Annotated in this window: 13 protein-coding genes; 10 read left to right on the forward strand and 3 right to left on the reverse strand. The window is 59.9% G+C overall.

Annotation, left to right across the window (positions count from 1 at the left end):
• The first annotated feature begins 148 nt into the window (after positions 1-148).
• Entirely contained in the window at positions 149-979 is an 831-nt protein-coding gene (locus ACFSR7_RS01410) for an MBL fold metallo-hydrolase (protein ID WP_378158584.1), read from the forward strand.
• Between the two features lie 85 nt (positions 980-1,064).
• Positions 1,065-1,850, forward strand: coding sequence for a tRNA (guanosine(46)-N7)-methyltransferase TrmB (gene trmB / locus ACFSR7_RS01415; protein ID WP_378158586.1), 786 nt, complete (start codon positions 1,065-1,067; stop codon positions 1,848-1,850).
• 283 nt (positions 1,851-2,133) lie between these two features.
• On the opposite strand, the gene ACFSR7_RS01420 is transcribed toward trmB, so the two are convergent.
• Entirely contained in the window at positions 2,134-3,885 is a 1,752-nt protein-coding gene (locus tag ACFSR7_RS01420) for a methyl-accepting chemotaxis protein (protein ID WP_378158587.1), read from the reverse strand.
• Between the two features lie 671 nt (positions 3,886-4,556).
• Between ACFSR7_RS01420 and ACFSR7_RS01425 the strand changes: the two genes are divergently transcribed.
• The 6 genes from ACFSR7_RS01425 to ACFSR7_RS01450 all read left to right on the forward strand — a co-directional run bounded on the left by ACFSR7_RS01425 (position 4,557) and on the right by ACFSR7_RS01450 (position 11,253).
• Positions 4,557-5,795 (forward strand): glycosyltransferase family 2 protein, encoded by a 1,239-nt coding sequence (locus tag ACFSR7_RS01425; protein ID WP_378158588.1) that lies wholly within the window; start codon positions 4,557-4,559, stop codon positions 5,793-5,795.
• Positions 5,796-6,164: 369 nt separating this feature from the next.
• Entirely contained in the window at positions 6,165-6,668 is a 504-nt protein-coding gene (gene infC, locus ACFSR7_RS01430) for a translation initiation factor IF-3 (RefSeq protein ID WP_110468919.1), read from the forward strand.
• 18 nt (positions 6,669-6,686) lie between these two features.
• On the forward strand, positions 6,687-6,887 hold the full coding sequence (gene rpmI / locus ACFSR7_RS01435) for a 50S ribosomal protein L35 (protein WP_090114073.1): 201 nt from the start codon (positions 6,687-6,689) through the stop codon (positions 6,885-6,887).
• A gap of 59 nt (positions 6,888-6,946) precedes the next feature.
• On the forward strand, positions 6,947-7,306 hold the full coding sequence (gene rplT / locus ACFSR7_RS01440) for a 50S ribosomal protein L20 (RefSeq protein WP_090114071.1): 360 nt from the start codon (positions 6,947-6,949) through the stop codon (positions 7,304-7,306).
• 184 nt (positions 7,307-7,490) lie between these two features.
• Positions 7,491-7,787 (forward strand): hypothetical protein, encoded by a 297-nt coding sequence (locus tag ACFSR7_RS01445; RefSeq protein WP_378158589.1) that lies wholly within the window; start codon positions 7,491-7,493, stop codon positions 7,785-7,787.
• Between the two features lie 223 nt (positions 7,788-8,010).
• The gene (locus ACFSR7_RS01450) at positions 8,011-11,253 is read left to right on the forward strand and encodes a polysaccharide lyase family 8 super-sandwich domain-containing protein (protein WP_378158590.1); all 3,243 of its coding nucleotides are present in this window, start codon (positions 8,011-8,013) and stop codon (positions 11,251-11,253) included.
• A gap of 134 nt (positions 11,254-11,387) precedes the next feature.
• Here the strand turns inward: ACFSR7_RS01450 and ACFSR7_RS01455 are convergent, their stop codons facing one another.
• Positions 11,388-15,605 carry a glycoside hydrolase family 9 protein gene (locus tag ACFSR7_RS01455; RefSeq protein WP_378158591.1) on the reverse strand — a complete coding sequence of 1,406 codons (4,218 nt, stop codon included), beginning with the start codon at positions 15,603-15,605 and terminating at the stop codon, positions 11,388-11,390.
• A 232-nt stretch (positions 15,606-15,837) separates the two neighbouring features.
• On the opposite strand from ACFSR7_RS01455, the gene ACFSR7_RS01460 reads away from it, so the two are divergent.
• Positions 15,838-17,484, forward strand: a complete 1,647-nt coding sequence (locus tag ACFSR7_RS01460; RefSeq protein WP_378158593.1) for a response regulator transcription factor — start codon at positions 15,838-15,840, stop codon at positions 17,482-17,484.
• Positions 17,485-17,579: 95 nt separating this feature from the next.
• Entirely contained in the window at positions 17,580-19,217 is a 1,638-nt protein-coding gene (locus ACFSR7_RS01465) for a sensor histidine kinase (RefSeq protein WP_378158594.1), read from the forward strand.
• 73 nt (positions 19,218-19,290) lie between these two features.
• On the opposite strand, the gene ACFSR7_RS01470 is transcribed toward ACFSR7_RS01465, so the two are convergent.
• Complete coding sequence (locus ACFSR7_RS01470) at positions 19,291-19,776, reverse strand: hypothetical protein (RefSeq protein ID WP_378158595.1); 486 nt, start codon at positions 19,774-19,776, stop codon at positions 19,291-19,293.
• Positions 19,777-20,144 lie beyond the last annotated feature (368 nt).

The raw sequence follows: 20,144 nt of genomic DNA on the forward strand, positions 1-20,144 counted from the left end.
GCAGACTTTTGATAGACCGCCTTTCCCGACAAAGGGAGGCGGTCTTATTTACGTTCCGGGAACGGGCTGACGTGGCGAAAAGTCTTGTTCTTCCTCGGGAACCGCGCTTGACTTATACTGAAGCGAAAAGGTTTAGGGAGGACGCTCGATGCTGAGGATAGATGACGGAGCGGTAAAAATATTCGAAAGCGATCTGTACCGGACAACCTCGACCGTCGTCTTGACGGATACGCATGTCCTCGTCGCGGATCCCTGCTGGCTTCCCCGGGAGGTCGAAGAGATCCGCGCTTACGTGGAGCGCGTCCGCGGAGACCGTCAGGTCGTGCTGCTGTTCACGCATTCGGATTTCGACCATATTATCGGCTGGCGGGCGTTCCCCGGCGCCGTCGTTGTCGCAAGCGGCAGCTTCGCCCGCAGCTCCGCGGCCGAGCGCGAGCGGAACCTGGACCAGATCCGGGACTTTGACGACAAATATTATTTGAAAAGAAATTACGAGATCGCCTACCCGGAAGTGGACCATCCGATGGACGGCGACGGCGGGACGATTGCGCTCGGAGACGCGAAGCTTGTCTGCTACCAGGCGCCCGGCCACAACGCGGACGGCATGATGACGGTGGTCGAGCCGTACGGCGTTTTGATATTAGGCGATTATTTGTCGGATGCGGAGTTCCCGTTCATCTTCCACGACAGCGCCAGCTATGAGGAGACGCTCCTCAAATTCGACGCGATCGCGCAGGTTCATGCGATCAAGCTGTTCGTGCCGGGGCATGGCTCGCCGTCGAGCGATCCGGAGCGCATGCGGGCGCGCCGGGACGCGGATCTGCGTTACATCAGGGAGCTGCGCCGGATGGTCGAAGCCGGAGACGAGGAGGGCGCTGCCTGTCTGATCGCCGATGCGCCGTTTCCGCTGAACCAGCGCAAATATCATGAGGAAAACACGAACAAAATCAGGCAGGAACTTGCGGACGCTGCCGGGTAGAGGCACATGCCGCTTTACAAAGAAGGCCGAAGCCTGCACAATGGATGCGGCACGGTTTTATTATCGGCGATACGGGAGGATCTACATGCGATTGCGCGGCAGGAAATTTAAGCAAGGGCTCGAAGCACAGGCCGATCTGGTGGTGCTGGAGCCGCAGAAGCTGAAGGGGCGCTGGCAGGAATTTTTCGGCAACGACCGTCCGATCATGATCGAGATCGGCATGGGCAAGGGCCGGTTTATAACCCAGATGAGCGTGAGGAATCCTGAAATCAATTACATTGGCATGGATATTTTCGACGAGCTGCTGCAGCGGGGCAGCGAGAAGGCGCGCGCGGTATGGCGGGAAAAAGGCGAAGATCGCGTGCCTAACCTGGCGCTCGTCCGCGGAAACGCGGAATTTCTTGAAGACATGTTCGAGCCGGGGGAGCTGACTCGCGTCTATCTGAACTTCAGCGATCCGTGGCCCAAAAGCAAGCACGGCAAGCGCCGGCTCACGCATCCGCTGTTCTTGAAGAGGTACGAGCGGCTGTTGTCGGACATCGGCGAGATCCACTTCAAGACCGACTCGCTCAGCTTGTTCGAATTCTCGTTGAACAGTTTTGCGGATACGGGGCTGCAGCTGCGCAACGTATCGCTTCATCTGCATCGGGACGAGCTGCGCGAGGACCTCGTCATGACGGAGTACGAGACGAAGTTCGTCGGCTTGGGACAGCCGATCTACAGGCTCGAGGCCGTTATCGGCGCCCGCGCGCTGGCGGAGTACCGCGAACGGCTGGACGGGGAGCATGCGGACCAGGAGCGCCGCGCCGAAGAGGCATTGGCACGCCGCAGGTCGGGAATTGCCGATGCAGCGGAAGCGGACGACGAGTAGGCTTCGAACGAAGCGCGGGCATATGATGCAACCGACGATGAAAAAAGGGATGTCTCTGGTCCGTGCGGACCTCGAGACATCCCTTTTTAGAAAACGCAGAAAGTATAATATTGGGGTGGAAATTTCCGGACAGGCAAGCGCGCTTTTGGTGTATCGGGCTTTATGAATGTGCGGCGGGCCAGGCAACATCGGCATAAAAAGATGTATATTTGCAGGCTTTGCGGCAAATGAACGACGCTGCGGCGACATGCGAGTCCATCGGAACGGCTGTCGATGGAGCCATTTACAGCTTAAACCGATGCGCCATCTGCTGCAGTTCCGACGCCAACGCGCGCAGCGACTCGGCGGACGCGCTCAGTTCCTCCATCTCCGCAAGCTGCTCCTCGGTAGAGGCGGAGATCGTCTGTGCCAGCTCGTTGGCTTGACCTGAGATCCGATCCATTTCCTGCATGGAGGCGGCCATCTCCTCGGAGCTCGCCGCCATCTGCTGCGCCGAGGAGGAGGATTCCTGGATCTGCGACGCGACGCTCTGCGTGGCCTTGACGATGGCGGCGAACGATTCACCGGTAAGCAACAGCGCCTGAACGCCCGCTTCGACCGCCCGCTGGTTCAGATCCATCGTTGCGCCGGCCTCGGACACATCCTTTTGCACAGTCTGAATGAGCTTGGCGACCTCGGCAGCGGAGTCGCTGGAGCGCTGTGCCAGCTTCTTGACTTCGGCGGCGACAACGGCGAAGCCCTTGCCTTCCTCGCCTGCGCGGGCGGCCTCGATTGAAGCGTTAAGCGCGAGCAGGTTGGTCTGGCTCGCCAGCTCGGCGATCGCTTCGGCGACGCCGCCGATTTGCGCGGAGCGCTCCGTCAGACGGGCGAGAATGCCGGAGAGCTGCTCGGTCGACTCGCTGATCGCGCTCATTTTGGTATCGGTGGATTGCAGGAGCCGGTTGCCTTCGACCGCTTCGAACAAGGTTGTCTCCGACGATTCGAACGCTTCGGAGGACGTGTCCGCGATGCGCTGAATTCCCTGTGCCATCTCCTCCATGGACTGCGAGCTCTCCGCGGCCGCTCGCGCTTGCGTCTCGTTGCCCGAGGCAATCTCTTGGGCCGCGACGGCCATCTGCCTGCCGGCCTGCGTCGTCTCCGAGACGGCGAGACTCATATTGCCCGAGGCGGCGTTCAGACGGTCGGCGTTCGCGAGCAGCAGCTTGACGATATCCCGGAGATTGTCGTGCATGCGGATGAACGAGCTTGCCAGCTCGCCGATCTCGTCACGATTGCGAACGGTCAAGTCGAGCTGGCTCAGATCGCCGGACGCCATGCGGGCGGCTTCCCCCGTGATTCGCTTGATGGGCTTAACGATCGAGCGGATCAGCAGGAGGAGAAGGGGCGCAAATATGAGCCAGCAGACCGCGACGGTAATCCAGATGGCGTTCAGAATATGGCCTTCGCCCGAATTGTAATCCTTCATATAGGAGCCGGCCGCGATAATCCAGCCCCACTCGCCGGGCACCTCCAGCGCATAGGTGATTTTTTGGGCTTCCTTGTCCGAATTCGGCAGCGGCCAATCGTAAAGGGTAAACCCGCCGCCCTGCATGCTTTTGGCGATCATGTCTTTTATGTAATAAAAACCGGAGCTCGTTTTTTTGTCGATAATGTTCTGACCCTCGAGCAGCGGATGTCCCAGCAGGTCGCCTTGCTCGTTCAAAATGAAAAAGTAGCCGTTCTCGCCCAGATCGAAAGCCTTCGTGATCGCTCTCGTATCGCCCGTTTTGGCGCCGATCAGCTGTTCCTTGACGTATTCCTGGGCATCGGCGGTTGCCATGCGGCCGCTGGACGCCTCCGTTTCAAAGCCCTCCGTGATGCTTGCGGCCATATTGACCAAGTTTTGCAAATTTTTCTCGATCAGGCGACCGGATTCGTCGTCGTAAATTCGGAAACTAACCACGCCGAGCGCGGATACCGGAATAATCAGCGTCAGCAAAAACAAAGGAATGAGCTTAAGACGGATCGATCTTCGCCACGAACGGACAAAACCCATGTTTTTCCCCCTCCTTATGACAATGAAACTAGGACCTCAGTCATCTTCTATCGACATTATATTCGAATTTGGACAACGTTTCCAATCAGACCACAGAGCGGCAGTGTGCGAACGCATCCGGCAAGGTTGCAAAAATAGTGCTGATTAACCGGAAACCCGCGCGCCTCGGCTTCCGTCTTATAAAAGGGACGACTTTTCATGGGCTAGCGAAACGGCGTCAGTAAACAGCCGTGTCGGCAAAACGGACCGGGAGGAGGAATGCCGCACACCGCGAACGATTCGCGTGAGACCCGGAAGACAGCGGCCGTTTAACATGACCGGACGTATGGGTACACTTCTATGGAGATATTTGCGCGCAGCCGGAAAATGCAGCCAAATTCCGTTTGCCGCAGCTGTTGTCGAAATGGAAAGCGAAGTGAGACTGCAGTCGCTTAAACGGAGAAACCGGGCGCAAGAGGAGGATACGGGGAAGCATTCGGGAACACGGCAACATTGATTGCGGTTTATTCCGCATATCCGGTCCGAAGGCGCCGAATTCGGCCGCCTGCCGCTTTTGACAAAGCGAAGCGAAGATAAGAAAATCAAGCGTATGCTTTCGGACTCTCCGAGCTTGCTTGGGTGAACAAAGAGAGAAATAATGAAAAATAGGGGTCCAGGGGGTAATACCGCATATGTTAAACAACCTGCTGCTCAGCGTTCAGGTGTTCTTTTTCCTGATCGGAGCCTATCAAGTGATCTTGTCCTTCTTCGGCTGGTACCGCAAGAAAGAGACCATCACGCACAAGCCGACCAAGTCGTTCGCCCTTCTTGTGGCCGCTCACAACGAAGAAGCCGTCGTCGGCGCCCTTATCGAGAATTTGCTGAAAATGAAATACCCGCGCGAACTGTTTGACATTTTCGTCATCTGCGACAACTGCACGGACGGTACGGCCAAGATCGTCCGCGGCTACGAAGGCGTCTATGCTTGCGAGCGCAACAATCCCGCGCAGCGGGGCAAAGGCTTCGCGATCGAATGGATGCTGAAGGAGCTGTGGAAGCGGCCCCGTCAGTACGACGCCATCGTCATGTTCGACGCCGACAACCTGGTCGCTACCGACTTCCTGCAATACATGAACGAGGATCTGTGCAACGGACACCGCGTCATCCAGGGTTATCTGGACACGAAAAACCCGCATGACAGCTGGGTCAGCGCGGCCAACGGCATCAACTACTGGTTCTGCAACCGTCTCTGGCAGCTCCCGCGCTACAATCTCGGCCTGTCGAACTTTCTGGGCGGCACGGGCATGACGTTCGAGACCAAGTTGCTCAAGGAAATGGGCTGGGGCGCGACGAGCCTCGTGGAAGACCTGGAGTTCACCGTACGCTGCATTCAGCGCGGCATCAAGCCGAAGTTCAACTTCGACGCACGCGTCTACGACGAAAAGCCGATTACGTTCCGCGCGTCCTCGCGCCAGCGTCTGCGCTGGATGCAGGGGCACTTCGACATCACGCGCCGCTACATGCTGCCCACGCTGTGGCAGGGCATCCGCGAGCGGAGCTGGGTGAAGATCGACGCCGCCATTTATATTTTTAACGCGTACAATTTCTTGATTGGCTTTCTGCTGACGTTTACGCTCTGGTTCGATCTGCTGCTGCCGGGCGCGCCGCACTTCGACTCGATCTATTCGGTCGCGCCGGCCTGGATCGCGGTGCCGATCTCGCTGTACATCTACGCGCAACTGCCGCTGTCGATGCTGCTCGAGAAGGTTAGCTGGAAGCTGTACTTCAGGCTGATCACGTTCCCGATCTTCTTCTTCTCCTGGTGGCCGGTGACGTTCTGGGCGTTCTTCACCCAGAACAACAAGCAGTGGAGCCATACGGAGCACACGCGCGTGCTTCGGCTGGAGGAAGTGCAGGGCAAGCAAATGTAGCATGCCATCGCGGCGTCCGATCCGCCAATGCGGCGGTCAGGCGCCGTTCTTCCGGCCAATTCCGAATTCGTTTGACACGCTCGGATGGGCATGCTATAGTAGTTCGGTAACTGTTACAAAACAGTGCTATCAAGAAGAAGCTCCCGCTTCTCACCTGTTCGGCTGACGCCGGCTGGTCAGCGTAACCTACGTATCCGGTCCGACCGGGCGAGCTTGCTCGCAGCCGGCGGCCATCTAACGTTAGCGAGCGGAATGCGGGCGATGAGGCCCGCATTTTTTATGTTCTTCTTGACCTTTACGGTTGCCCAGGTTGCAACGACGACCTTTTTCCATTAATGGAGGTGGAACGTTATTAGCAAGGATCATCAAATCAATGAGGAAATCCGGGCGAAGGAAGTACGTCTGGTAGGCGCTGAAGGCGAGCAGATCGGCATCAAGCCGTTCAGGGAAGCGATGCAGATGGCGATCGACGCCAATCTCGATCTGGTCAATGTAGCTCCACAAGCGAAGCCGCCCGTATGCCGCATCATGGACTACGGCAAATTCCGCTACGAGCAACAGAAGAAAGAGAAGGAAGCCCGGAAGAATCAAAAGATTGTCGATCTGAAGGAAGTTTGGTTCCGTGCGAACATCGACGAGCATGACTATCAGACCAAGATGCGCAATGTGATCAAGTTTCTCAAAGAAGGCGATAAGGTCAAGTGCTCCGTGCGGTTCCGCGGTCGTGAGATTGCGCACTCCAACATCGGCCAGAAAATTCTCGAGCGCGTCGCAGCCGAGGCCACGGGCGAAGACCTGTGCGTCATCGAGCGCGTGCCGAAGCTTGAAGGCCGCAGCATGATTATGATTCTGGCCCCCAAGGCCACCCACTGACGACAGGAGGAAATACAGATGCCTAAGATGAAAACTCACAGCAGCCTGAAGGACCGCTTCAAGATCACCGGTACCGGCAAGGTCAAGCGTTTCAAGGCTTATAAGAACCACTTGCTGTCCCACAAGTCCGGCCGCCAAAAGCGCGTTCTGGGCACGCAGCCGCTGCTTGCCGACGGCGACGTTCGCCGCATGAAGCAACAACTGGCTAACCTGAAGTAATCGATCCGTTTCGCTGCGCCGCGCAGCGGACTTACACATTTATCGGGAGGTAATCTCAAATGGCAAGAGTCAAAGGCGGGTTCGTAACGCGCCGCCGTCGCAATAGAGTCCTGAAGCTAGCTAAAGGTTACTGGGGCGCCAAGCATCGCCTCTTCAAGAAAGCCAACGAGCAAGTTCTGAAGTCCCTGACGTACGCATACCGCGACCGTCGCCAAACCAAGCGCAACTTCCGCAAGCTGTGGATCGTGCGTATCAACGCAGCCGCTCGTCAGAACGGCCTGTCCTACAGCAAGCTGATGTACGGCCTGAAGCTGGCCGGCATCGAAGTAAACCGCAAGATCCTCGCCGACCTGGCCGTGAACGACATCACCGCGTTCAACTCCCTGGCCGGCACCGCCAAAGAAAAAATCAACGCGTAATCGATCGCGTGCACAGCGCCGTTCCCTTTGTCGAGGGGGCGGCGTTTTTTTGCGTTCGACGGGAACCGCTTCCGTCCGCGCGCTCAACTTCCCGCATCTCCGCGATTCGACGCGTGCAAGCGTACAACCCTAACCCATTCACCGGTCATATGATGAAGGACAAACGGTGAAGGGAGGAGTTCGCATGGCACGCGTGACCAAAACGCAAGCGCAAAAGCTCGTTGGACGCCATATCTATGCCGTTCGCAAGGATCGCTCCGTCGTATACGGTAAGCTGGTCGCTATAAAAGGCAACTCGCTCATTCTCGAGCGGGGAAGAGGCAAGCAGGTTCAGACCAAAGCCATCATCCCGCTGGTTTTGTTCGATCTGCTCGCCGTCGGCACGGCCCCTTTCGCATTCGGCGGCTGGGGAGGCGGCTTCGGCGGCGGCTTCGGCGGCGGCTTTGGCGGCTGGGGCGGCGGTCTGGGCGGCTGGTGGTAAACCGGTCGTTCGCTGCGTCCTGACAGGCAGCCGTTGTTCGTTCAGTCGCGTATGACGTTCTTATAGCCAAGCATAACGGGGAGAAGCGGCGTGAAGCCGCTTCTCCCCGTTTTCATTGAAATGACGAACCATTTCTGGATATTCGGGAATTTTGCGTGACGTGCATATTCGATATGATAAAAGTTGAAAACGCTTTTAAATATGGGCGAAAAGAGGGAAGTTGATGAAAAGGGAATGGAGCAAAAAGGTATCGTCTCGGCTGTCGGTCACGCTGGTTGCGGCACTGCTGATGACGCTATGGGGAGGCTGGATGCCTGCCAGGGTTCACGCATCGGACGAGTTCGACGCGCTGCGGGCAAAGTGGGCGACGCTGCTGACCGGGGGAGCGGCGCTGGACGCGACGGATCCGGACATCGCTGCGCGGACGACCAAGCTGGCGGATGACGCCCAAGCCTATTGGGACGGCATGGACCTGTCGCCGTCGCGTACGTACATTTGGTATGAGCTTCGCGGCAACGGAACGTCGGACAACGTGAACGGAGTTTACGAGCGCCTGCGGACGATGGCTTTGGCTGCCACGACCGCAGGTTCCAGCCTTTACGGCGACGCAGCGCTTAAGGGAGACATCCTGGACGCGCTCGACTGGCTGTACGTCAACAGCTACAACAGCTCGCGCAGCCGCTCCGCCTACAATTGGTGGCACTGGCAGCTCGGCATCCCGATGAGCCTGAACGACATCGCCGTGCTGCTGTACGACGATATCAGCCCGGCCCGGATGGCGACCTATATGGATACGATCGACTATTTTACTCCGTCGATCGGGCTCACCGGCGCGAACCGGGCGTGGCAGGCGATCGTCGTCGGCGTGCGCGCGGTCATCGTCAAGGATGCGGTCAAGCTGGCCGCCGCGCGCGACGGCTTGTCCGGCACGGGCATATTTCCGTACGTGACGGGGGGAGACGGCTTTTACGCCGACGGCTCCTTCGTTCAGCATACGACCTTCGCTTATACCGGCGGCTACGGCAGCTCCGTGCTGGAAACGACGGCCAATCTGATGTTCTTGCTGTCGGGATCGACCTGGTCGGTCGCCGATCCGAACCAGAGCAACGTCTGGCAGTGGATCTACGACGCCTATCGGCCGCTGCTGTACAAGGGTGCGATGATGGACATGGCGCGGGGGCGTGAAATCTCGCGCAGCTACGCGCAGGACCATGCGGTCGGGCACGGCATCGTTGCGAGCATCGTCAGGCTTGCCCAGTTTGCGCCGGCCGCGCATGCGGCCGCCTTCAAGCGGATGGCGAAGCGTCTGATCCAGGACGATACGTTCAGCAGCTTCTACGGGGACGTGCCGATCGATACGATACGCCTCGCCAAGGCGATCGTCGCGGATCCGTCCGTCGCGCCGGCGGCGCCGCTCGACCAGTACAAGCAGTACGCAGCGATGGACCGGGCGGTCCTGCAGCGGCCCGGCTTCGCCTTGGGGCTCGCGATGTATTCGACGCGCATCAGCAGCTATGAATCCATCAATAGCGAGAACGGCCGGGGCTGGTATACCGGCGCCGGTGCGACCTACTTGTATAATCAGGACCTGGCGCAATACAGCGAGGACTACTGGCCGACCGTGGATGCCTACCGGATTCCCGGGACGACGGTCGCTTCGCAGACGCCGATCGCGAGCTCGGTGGGCACGACAAGCTGGACCGGCGGCGTATCGCTGACGGGGCAGTACGGCGCGAGCGGCATGGACCTCTCCTACGGGGCGTACAATCTGACGGGGCGCAAGTCCTGGTTCATGTTCGGCGACGAGATCGTCGCGCTCGGATCGGGCATCTCCAGCACGGCGGGCATCCCGATCGAGACGATCGTCGACAACCGCAAGCTGAACGCGGCCGGCGACAATGCCTGGACGGCCGACGGCACGGCGCTGCCGACTGGACTGGGCACCTCGCAGACGCTGAGCGGCGTGAATTGGGTGCATCTGGCGGGCAATACCGCGAGCGGCTCGGACATCGGCTACTACTTCCCGGGCGGTGCGACGCTGCAGACGAAGCGGGAGGCGCGCACGGGCACCTGGAAGCAGATCAACAATCGTCCGGTTACGCCATCGGCCTCCGTTACGCGCAATTATGAAACGATGTGGATCGGCCATGGCGCCAATCCTTCCGGCGCGTCCTACGCTTACGTGCTGCTGCCGAACAAGACGAGCGCGCAGGTCGGCGCCTATGCGGCAGATCCCGCGATCGAGATCGTCGCCAACACGGGCGCCGTGCAGGCGGTCAGAGAAAAAACGCTGGGCCTTGTGGGCGCGAACTTCTGGACGGATTCGTCCCAGTCCGCGGATCTGATCGCCTCAAATAAGAAGGCGTCGGTCATGACCCGCGAGACGGCGGGAGAGAGCCTCGAGGCATCCGTGTCCGATCCGACGCAGTCGAACAACGGCACGATCGCGATCGAGCTGGCGCGATCGGCGGACAGCTATAGCGCGGATCCGGGCATTACCGTCACGCAGTTGAGTCCTACGATCAAGTTCACCGTGAACGTGAACGGCGCGAAGGGCAAGTCGTTTCATGCGTCGTTCCAACTGGGAGAGGGAACCGGAGGGCCCGTCGATCCGGGAAGCCCGGAATTGCCTTCCGTTATCGTGGACAATGCCGATTCGACCGGCGTGACCAAGACGGGGACGTGGAAAACCGTCAGCACGCAGACTGATCGTTACGGCGCGAACTATTTACACGACGATAATACGGGGAAAGGGACCAAGACCGTAACGTTTACGCCCGATCTGCCGCAGGCGGGCTATTACCGGGTGTCGCTCATGTGGCCGGCGCATGCCAACAGGGAGGACGCGGTGCAGGTAGACGTCGCCCATGACGGCGCAACGACGAGAAAGGAGGTCGATCAGCGCTCGAACGGCGGCGTATGGCGTACGATCGGCGGCTATTACTTCCAGGCGGGCACCGGCGGCAGCGTCACGATCCGCAACGACGCACTGGCATCTCCCGACGGCTACGTCGTGGCGGACGCGGTCAAGTTCGAACGGTTGCCCGATCCGGTCATCGTCGACAATGCGGATGCGACGGGCGTAACCAAAACGGGAACGTGGAAAACGGCGAGCACGCAAACGGACCGTTACGGCGCGAATTATCTGCATGACGACAATGCAGGCAAAGGGACGAAAAGCGTGACGTTTACGCCGAATCTGCCGATCGCGGGCAGCTATGAGGTGTATCTGATGTGGCCGGCGCATGCGAACCGGGAGGACGCGGTTCAAGTGGACGTCGGGCATGCGGCGGGCACGACGCGAACGGCCGTCGATCAGCGCTCGGGCGGCGGCGCCTGGCATTCGATCGGGACCTACGGCTTTCTGGCCGGATCCGCCGGCAGCGTCACGATCCGCAACGACGCGCTGGCGTCTCCCGACGGCTATGTCGTCGCCGATGCGGTCAAGTTTGTGCCGGTCGGCTGAGGCCGGCGGCGGCAGGCAACGGACAATCCCCGACGACACGTTCGGGGATTTTTTCTGCGCGGGGGGTGAGAAACGACCGGACGGGCGATTCGGGAGCAACAGAAAGGAGCCGGCAATTGCCGACTCCCTTTCCGTTATCGCGTGACGGTCACATTGTCGAAGTAAGCTTTGGTGTTGGCGTACACCCGCGCCCCGATTCGGCCGGCTGCGAGCGCGCCGTCCGCGACGGCGAACTGGAGGACGCCGTTCTGGTAGACCGATAGGTTCGCGCCGCTCGCCACGATCTTGTACGTGTAGAACGTATCCGCGACGACGCTCGGATTCGCGTACCCCAGCGTCGTTTTCACGCCGCCGACCGACTTGACGAGTTCCAGCTTGCGTCCGGTGCGATCGTTGTTTTTCAGGTACAGCACGTAGTAGTTGTCGCTGTCTGCGTAGCGGAACAAGAGTCCGGCATCCTTGTTGCCGCCCGAATTGTTCGTTACGCTGACGTCGGCCTGCAGGGTATAGTCGGTCCATGAGGCCTCTCCCGCTATGGAAAAACTGTTGCCGCTGCCCGCCTGGCCGGCGTACCGGCCGGATTGCACCGACCAGGTGCCGCTTGTGGGCGTCCAGCCGTCCGCATTGCCGTCCTCGAAGTCGTCGGCCAGCAGCGTTCCGCTCACGGCGGGGCCTGACTGCAACGAGCTGCTCACCGCGTCTCTCGTCGTATCCGTCGTATGAAAATAATACGAATGAACGCCGAGCGGCAGCTTGGTCGTATACACGTACGCTTTGCCGTCCGTATACGTCGCATCGCCGGCGTCGACCGCCGTCATCGCGTGCACGACGCCGTCCAGGACCAGCTCCATCGCGAACGGCTTTTCGTTGTCCGCGTCTGTGTACGTCACGCTGAACGTATAGTCCGTATCCGTGTCGCCGGAAGCATGATTCACGCCGCCCGCGGTCAGCGTCGGCGCGGAGCCGCTGGCGACGTCGGTCGCCTTGATCTCGTCCACGAGCAGCTCGCCGTAGCCGACGGACGTCTGGTTCAGCCAGATCGCCATTGTCGTTTTCTTCTTGTTCACGGCGGGGGACAGGGCGTCAAGATTAATCTGCAGATCGGTCCAGGACGTCGGAACCGCCGCCCAGCCGCCTGTCAGGTTGTAGGTGCGCGTGCCGTCATTCAGTTCGATCTTCATGCGGAGATTCGCATAGCCCGGATTTTTGACCGTAAAATTCAAATAGCGATAACCCGACAGGTCAAGATAGTCGTGCCACGGCTGGAACTTGGCGTACGAATTGGTCGCGGTCGGCGTCTGCGTGAACAAGCCGACCGTACGGCCGTCCGCGGTCGTCTTGGCGAAGGTCGCCGTGCCGCCGTTCTGCGTATACCAGTTCACCCATTCGTTGTTGCCGCCTGTCGAGCCCCATAGCCCTCCGCCGCCGAAGTCGTCGTACAGGAGCGGGTGGGACGGATCGGGCAGCGGCGCCGCGACCGTGTAATGCGTCGAGCTGTAGGTATAGTTGCCGGCGGCGTCCTTGGCTCTGACGTCGACCCGCTTGTTCGCGTACGGCACCGCCGCGCTCTCGTCGATCGACGCGGCATAGACGGCGCCGGATACGGACATCGGGGCGTACGGGCCGCTCTGGCCCGCCGTCGAGTAGGACACGTCGCTCAACCCGGTCGCGGGACCCGCAAACACGGTGACGCTGCCGCGCACGTAGTCGCCGATGACGGGCGAGAGCGTCGGCAGACGCGGCGGCGCCGCGGCGCCCGCGGAGCTGGCCGTCGGATTCGAGCCGAGGCCTATAATCGTATACAGCAGTCCCGCCTGAATGCTGATGCTGAACTCGTTGTAGCGCCATTGGTTCGTATCGTCCGCGTAGAGGGAGCGGTCCTCGTACCAAGGGCTGACGCTGGCCTTATCCTTCGTATCCTTCATATTCGGACCGCTCACCATCGCGCCGGGGAAAACGATGCCGGGATTGTTCGCGTTGCCGTTGGCCCCTTCGTCGTACCTCGTATGCGGGTACGTGACGAAGTCGGCGCCGATACCCGATACCCAGCTGATGTTCCAGGGATTCTCGCCGAAAATCCAGTACATTCCCTTCTCCACGGCGCGCAGCGCGGCCGGATCGCCGAACAGCTCGTAGTAGCGCATCATGTCGCCCAGATAAGAGGCATGGGGCTCGTTGACGCCGAAGTTTTTGAACTGGTTCAGCACGCCGTACGGCGTATCGTCCGCCGAAGACAGGAAGAAGTCGACCTGCTGCTTCAGCAGCTGCTGGATATGCGTCTTGGTGGCGGCATCGGCGACGGGATAGAACTCCGCCAGCGACATCGGCCGCATATCCCAATAATTGGTGGAAGACAGGTCGGCGAACGTCAGCGTACCGATGTTGGCCGTTGCGGCGTTCTTATAATCTGCATCGCCGGTCAGCAGGTATAGCTCCACGTCCGCGAGCAGCTTCGAATTCGGGATGCCGCCGCGCGTCGAGTAGGAGCCGACGACGCCGTCCGGATGGGCGACGACATAGTCGTAGAATACGATGGCCGCGGCCAGGCAATCGTCGGCGAAATCTTCGAGCGCCGCAATCTTCGCGGTATCGACGTCGCCCTGCGCGATGGCCGCCTGGATCGCGCGCGCCGTCGCCGCCAGCGCGCCGGCAGCCTTGGCCGATCCGCCGACGCCGAGCCCGCTGATCCGGCGGTCGTCCGCGTTGCCGCTGACGTTGTCCGTCGACTTTTCCGGATGCACGAAGGAAGCGTTGTTCTTGATGTCGTACAGCTCGCCGCCGAACTGATCGGCCCACTTGATCAGGTATTCGCTGCCGAACACCGCTTCGTCGACGAGATCGGGGATGCCGTTGGCGTCGTTGTCGTACTTGACGGCGGCGGCGTCCGCATGACGGACGTAGGCGAGCGCGATCTCGGCGGCGACCCATTGGTTGCCCGCATACTTGCCGTAGTCGCCGGCGTCGTACCAGCCGCCCTTCAGATCGTAGTGCGTCGTGCCGTCGATCGACGCGGCGTCGTCCAGATGGCCGGCTTCGTGATACAGCTTGGCGGAAGGCGCGACGGTGCTGTAGCCGGCAGGATACGCGTCCTCCGTCGACACGCTCGCCCGCAGCAGCCGATAGAAAGCCGTCATCTCGTCCTTGTAGTCGGTCCAGACGTTGGCTTTGACGGGGAAAGGATAGGACGCGATGCCGTTCGTGACGATCGTGTAGCCGCCTGCGGCGGTAACCGCCGAAAAGTCGATTCCGTACACGTGCCGGTTCCAGTAAAAGCCCTGATAGGTCATCGTGCCGGAAGCCGCCACGGTGCCGGCGGCGGTCTTCACTTGATACGAAAGATCGGTCAGCGGGCTCGTCGACACGACCTGGGCGTCCTTAAACCCGCCGGCGTTGTAACCGGCCTGGCTGACGACGACGTCGAGCGCTTCGCTGGATTGCGTGACGACCGGGGCCGACTGCACCGGCGTTCTCACCTCGTCCGAGGTAAGGTCCCCGGCGCGGAAGAAATGCGTATGCGTCCCTGCGGGAAGCTTCGTGATGTAGTAATAGTCTTTGCCGTCCGTATAGGTCGTATCGCCGCTGTCCGTCTCGAGCATGTCGTAGGCGGTGTCGTCGACGACGAGCTGCATCGCAAACGGCTTTTCATTGTCGGCGTCCGTATAGGTCGCGCGGAAGGTGAACGCCGTATTCTGGGTGTACGCGGACGCATTGGCGCTCATGCTTCCGGTCAGCGTCGGCGCGGAGCCGCTGGCGTCCGTCGAGGCGAAGATCTCGTCGATGAGCGTCTCGCCGTACGCGCCGCCCGACTGGCGAAGCCAGATCTCCAGCCTGGCCGTCTTTTTCTTGAGCGCGGGCGCGAGCGCATTCAGGTCGTATTGGCGCGTCGTCCAGCTCGTCGGGACGGATACCCATCCGCCCGTCAGATTGTAGTTGGCCGTTCCGTCGTTGACCGCGACGCGGATGAGCGAGTCGGCGTAGCCCGGATTTTTCATCGTGACGTTCAGATAGCGGTAGCCCGTCAGGTCTACGGATTCGTTCATCGGCTGAAATTTGGCCCAGGAGGAGCCGCTGCCCGGCGTCTGCGCGAACTTGCCGACCTGCCGCGAATCGACGGTGACTTTGGAAAAGGTGCCGGTGCCGCCGTTCTGGTTGTACCAGTTGGTCCAGTTCTGCTTGTACAGGCCTCCCCCGCCGAAATCGTCGTAATGCAGCGGATTGCCCGGACCCGGGAGCGGCGCGACGGCCGCCGAGACGGTGCCGAAGGGCGCAAGCAGTCCGAGCAGAAGCGCCAGGCTCAGCAGACCGGCAAACGATTTCCTGCCCGTACCTTTGTTCCTCATCAAGCTGATCATTAACAAGGCCTCCATTCGAATAATGGAATCGCTTACAAAACTATCGTAATCATGCCGCCCGCCGCGCACGAGGATGTAATCTCGCCCGCTTGTGATTTATTCGCGCATGATTATACGTCACACCCTTCGAGAAAAAAGATCATCGACATGCGCCGCTTCCTGGCTTAGGCTAGACCTGACGGGAGTAACGTCCGAAGGACGAGACGGCGCGGACAGCGAGGAGGCAGCGGACATGCATAAAATTCTGGTCGTCGACGACGAGCCGAGAGTGAGCACGGGCATCAAAAATTTCCTGCTCGGCTCTGAGCTGAACATTGCGCACGTCGAGACGGCACTGAACGGCTTCGAGGCGATCGACTATTTGCGGATGGAGACGTTCGACCTGGTTCTGACGGACATTCAGATGAGCCGCATGAGCGGCATCGAGTTGATGGAGACGATCTATATGGAACAGCCCCATCTGCCGGTCATCGTCATCTCGGCCCACGAGAAGTTCGACTTTGCGAAAAAATCGCTGCGGCTCGGCGCGCGGGACTATCTCGTCAAGCCGGTCGAGCGCGACGATCTGCTGCGGGTCGTAGGCAGCGTCCTGCGCGAGAACGAGGCCATCGGCCGCCAGTCGCTGGCGCTGACCGAAGCGCAGCGCGGCGGCGCGGGGAAGGCGAGCCTGCCGGGCATGGGCGAGCTGCTCGCGGCGCTGGTGACGGAAGGCGACCTGCCGGCCAAGGACGGCGAAGCGCTTGCGGCACTGCTCGGCGATCAGCCGGAGGGCGGGCTGTTCGGGGTCGTCTCGATCCGGCCGGACCTCACCCGCGGGGGCTTCAGCGACAGAGAGGTCGCGCTGCAAGGCCGCAAGCTGCTCAAGTACGCCTCTATTAACATATTAAACGAGTGTCTGGGAGAATGGCGCGGACTTTCCCTCAGCGGTTACGGCAACGAGATCGTCGCCGTCCTCCGGTTCGGCGAGCCGAAGGCGCACGAGCGCGGCGCGGGCATTGAGTCGCAGCTCCATCTCATCGGGCAGATGATCCATATGAATCTCAAAAGCTATCTGAACGTGGAGACGACGGTAGGCATCAGCTCGCTTCACGCGGACGTGTTCATGCTGCCGAAGCTCATGGACGAAGCCAACGCCGCCGCGGAATGGCGGCACACGAATCCGGGACAGCGCGTGTTCTACTTCGAGGATCGCAAGGCGCGGGAAAATCTCGGCATCGCCGCCTGGATCGCGCAGGTGGACGCCTTTGCGCAGAAGCTCAAGGCCGGCGCCGGCCATGACGGGCCGGACGAAAACGGCAATCCGCTGCTTCAGACGCTGCGCCGGCTGCAGAACGAAGCCGAGATTTTCAACAGCTACTTCGGCATGCTGGCGTACCGGCTGTACGGCTTGCTGCTCGAGCAAGGCCGGGCGAACGGGATGTCGCTGCAAAGGTTCGATCCGGACGCGTACTTCCGCGGTTCGGATGCGCAAGGCAAGCTGGCGGCGCTGGCCGCCTACATCCCCGAGGTATCGGCGATGCTGGGGCAGCTGACGCAAGACCGCGACCGCTCCATTCTCGCGCGCATTACCGGCTTTATCCGGGAACGCTTCCGCGATCCGGCGCTCAAGATTCAGGATATCGCGAGCGAGGTCCACTTCAGCACGGCTTACCTGAGCTACCTGTTCAAGCGGGAGACGGGCAAAAACCTGTGGGACTTCGTCACGGAGCTGCGGATCGAAGAGGCGAAGCGCATGCTCGAGACGACCGACAAAAAGCGCTACGAAATCGCTTATGCCGTCGGCTATGAATCGCCGGAGCACTTCGGACGGATGTTCAAGCGGTACGCGGGCCTCAGTCCCGCGGAATACCGCAAGGAGAGGCAGGGGAATGACGGCTGAAGCTCAAATACAAAGTCGCGATCGCCTTCGCGCTGTTCATTGTCTGCCCTTTCCTCGTCGTCGGCTGGATCTCCGCGTACAAGGCGTCCGACTCGATGCGGGACGAGGTCGGCCTTACGACCCTTAGGCTCGTCAAGCAGAACCACGTGACGCTGGAGAAAACGCTGTCCGCCGTCAGCGACAAAACCGTCACGCTGCTGGACACCCACTTTTTCAGCGACGACGGCCAATACCGGTTCTGGACCAACATCGAGACGCTCGGCCAAATGCGGGAAGCGGACGCCGTCCTGGAGCGGTGGTCGTCGGACGGCACGGAATACTCCCTTTATATGACGAACAAGGAGGGAAAAAGCGCGCCGTTCGACTTGTCCAACAAAACCCGCGGCTTCAAGTATATAACCTGGGATACGGCGGCGCTGCCGGATTGGGCCGCCCGGGCGCTGAAGGAAAAGGGCGGGGCGACGCTGCTCCCGCTGTCGACGGACGGCGGCGTGCCGACCGTCAGCCTCGTCCGCGCCGTCCTGAACCCCAAGGCATACGATGATACGCTTGGTTTCCTCGTCGTATCGAGGCTCGAAGCGCTGATGAAGCGAGACCTTGTCTCGGTGGGCCTTGCGGACGATGCCGGCATTTATCTGTTCAACGATACGGGCGAGCCGCTCATCCGGATCGGAGACGAGGCGCTCGACATGAAGGGCATGCCCGACCGGCTGCAGGGCGAGACGGAAGGCTACTACTATGCCAAACGCGGCGGCGAGGAGCTGCTGTACGCTTTTTCCAGACGCTCCGCGTTCGGTACCCGGCTCGTATATCAGATCCCGCTGGGCGCCGTCGCCGACAGAAGGACCGCATTTCAATGGATTATCATGGCCGCCTCGGCGATCTACCTGCTGTGCGTGTTCGCCTTCGTCCTGTATTTGCTGCGGATCGTCGTGCGTCCGCTCGTCCGGCTGACGAAGATCACGCGAATTTACGAGCCGGGCAAGCGATTGGAAGCCGACGAAGGCCTGCTGCGCGGTGACGAGTTCGGCATCCTTTACGGCGCCTTCCTCAAGATGACGGACAGGCTGGACCGCTCCATAGAAGAAAACTACGTCATCAAAATCCAGCAGCGGGAAAACGAGCTCGCCGCGCTTCACTCGCAGATTACGCCGCATTTGCTCTACAACACGCTGGACTCGATCTATTGGTACGCGCTCGACAGCGGCAATCCGGGCGTCGGCGACATGGTCAAGGATCTGTCCAAGCTGCTGCGGATCGGTCTCAGCAAAGGGAAGACGGAAATCCCGATGGGCGAGGAGCTCGAGCACGCGCAGGCATACTGCCGGCTGCAGATGAAGCGGTATCCCGATACGTTCGAGGCGCGCTGGGAGGTGGACGAGAGTCTCTTGTCCTTCATGACGCCGAAGGTCATTCTTCAGCCGCTCGTGGAAAACGCGATCTTCCACAGCGTGAGCAGCATGGACGGCGAGGGGCAGATTGTCATCCGCGCGCGGAGAGCAGGAGACGACATCCGGCTTGAGGTGGAGGACAACGGGTTTCTGCCGGTGGACATGGAGCGGCTGGACCGTATCCTGAGCGGCGAGGAGCGGGACAAGGGCTACGGCATCCGCAACGTGCACGAGCGCGTGCGGCTGCATTTCGGCGAGGCTTACGGGCTGAGCTACGAGCGACCCGAGGGGAGCGGGCTGCGGGCGGTCGTCACGATTCCGGCGCGGGACGGCGGAGATTGACGCGAACAGGCGGCTTCCGCTGTTCACTTTGGTCTCTATGGTCCCGCGCACGGCTGCGAGCATGATTTTTACGCTAATCCGCACGCTCGATTTTCGAAAGGCAGAAGTCTTCCCAGCGATCTCTTGTGTACTGTGATTGCGAATTGGCAGGAATGATCGTTTTTTCAGTGGGCAAGTAGAAATAATGCTTTTGGGCATGCTTTTGCAAATCCGGCATTTTTTTAAAGTCCTTTTGCAATGTTCGATAAAAGGCCTGTATCCGTTTGTCGGGCGCTTTTGATATCATGCGCATTTGAATCAGTTCTCGACTTTGATCGGTTTCTCTGCCGCCTTTAACTTCAATGGAAGCGGAACTTGGCGCATCATAAAAATATCCGAATTGTTTGATTTCCGATAAGTCTTTTATGTCGAATCCGGAAAAGAAAAAGGAATGATAGGCGGTATTATCAAAATAACCGGCGAACAAATCTATTTCATTACCTTCAAAAGCTGAATACCGGCGTTTTCCCTTTGCGTTAACATATAATTCGGCATATAGTTTAACGCCATGACTCTGCATTGCGTTTCGACTCTCTGTAAGAAAATCGATAACGGACATTGAAATATTAAAATAAATGGCGATACGGATCCCCTCCCCGTCTTAAACCTCCAAGGTCAGCGATATTCCCCAAGATAAACAGGTCGTCCGGCCATGTGCCGGACGGCTTTTTCTACGAGAATCAGAACGTCTGACTTCGGTCGGCCATTCATGAAAGGCAAGCGCCTTTTCGGCGTGCCGGCACTTTTCGGATATTCGGCTACTCGGCTATTCGGCTATGGGATGAGTCGAAAAACCTGCATTTGTACAGGTGTTCTCTATCGGCCCGCGCCATTTGAGGAAATGCCTGCAAATATGCAGGTAAATGCAAAGCGCAAGCCAAAAATCCG

It is taken from the genome of Cohnella sp. GCM10020058, from assembly GCF_042683485.1.
GTDB lineage: Bacteria > Bacillota > Bacilli > Paenibacillales > Paenibacillaceae > Cohnella.

What these genes read in the sequence shown, in the direction of transcription:
- ACFSR7_RS01410 (WP_378158584.1), top strand. Translation starts at nt 149, where the DNA reads ATGCTGAGGATAGATGACGGAGCGGTAAAAATATTCGAAAGCGATCTG.
- trmB (WP_378158586.1), top strand. Translation starts at nt 1,065, where the DNA reads ATGCGATTGCGCGGCAGGAAATTTAAGCAAGGGCTCGAAGCACAGGCC.
- ACFSR7_RS01420 (WP_378158587.1), bottom strand. Translation starts at nt 3,885, where the DNA reads ATGGGTTTTGTCCGTTCGTGGCGAAGATCGATCCGTCTTAAGCTCATT.
- ACFSR7_RS01425 (WP_378158588.1), top strand. Translation starts at nt 4,557, where the DNA reads ATGTTAAACAACCTGCTGCTCAGCGTTCAGGTGTTCTTTTTCCTGATC.
- rpmI (WP_090114073.1), top strand. Translation starts at nt 6,687, where the DNA reads ATGCCTAAGATGAAAACTCACAGCAGCCTGAAGGACCGCTTCAAGATC.
- rplT (WP_090114071.1), top strand. Translation starts at nt 6,947, where the DNA reads ATGGCAAGAGTCAAAGGCGGGTTCGTAACGCGCCGCCGTCGCAATAGA.
- ACFSR7_RS01445 (WP_378158589.1), top strand. Translation starts at nt 7,491, where the DNA reads ATGGCACGCGTGACCAAAACGCAAGCGCAAAAGCTCGTTGGACGCCAT.
- ACFSR7_RS01450 (WP_378158590.1), top strand. Translation starts at nt 8,011, where the DNA reads ATGAAAAGGGAATGGAGCAAAAAGGTATCGTCTCGGCTGTCGGTCACG.
- ACFSR7_RS01455 (WP_378158591.1), bottom strand. Translation starts at nt 15,605, where the DNA reads ATGATCAGCTTGATGAGGAACAAAGGTACGGGCAGGAAATCGTTTGCC.
- ACFSR7_RS01460 (WP_378158593.1), top strand. Translation starts at nt 15,838, where the DNA reads ATGCATAAAATTCTGGTCGTCGACGACGAGCCGAGAGTGAGCACGGGC.
- ACFSR7_RS01465 (WP_378158594.1), top strand. Translation starts at nt 17,580, where the DNA reads ATGCGGGACGAGGTCGGCCTTACGACCCTTAGGCTCGTCAAGCAGAAC.
- ACFSR7_RS01470 (WP_378158595.1), bottom strand. Translation starts at nt 19,776, where the DNA reads ATGCAGAGTCATGGCGTTAAACTATATGCCGAATTATATGTTAACGCA.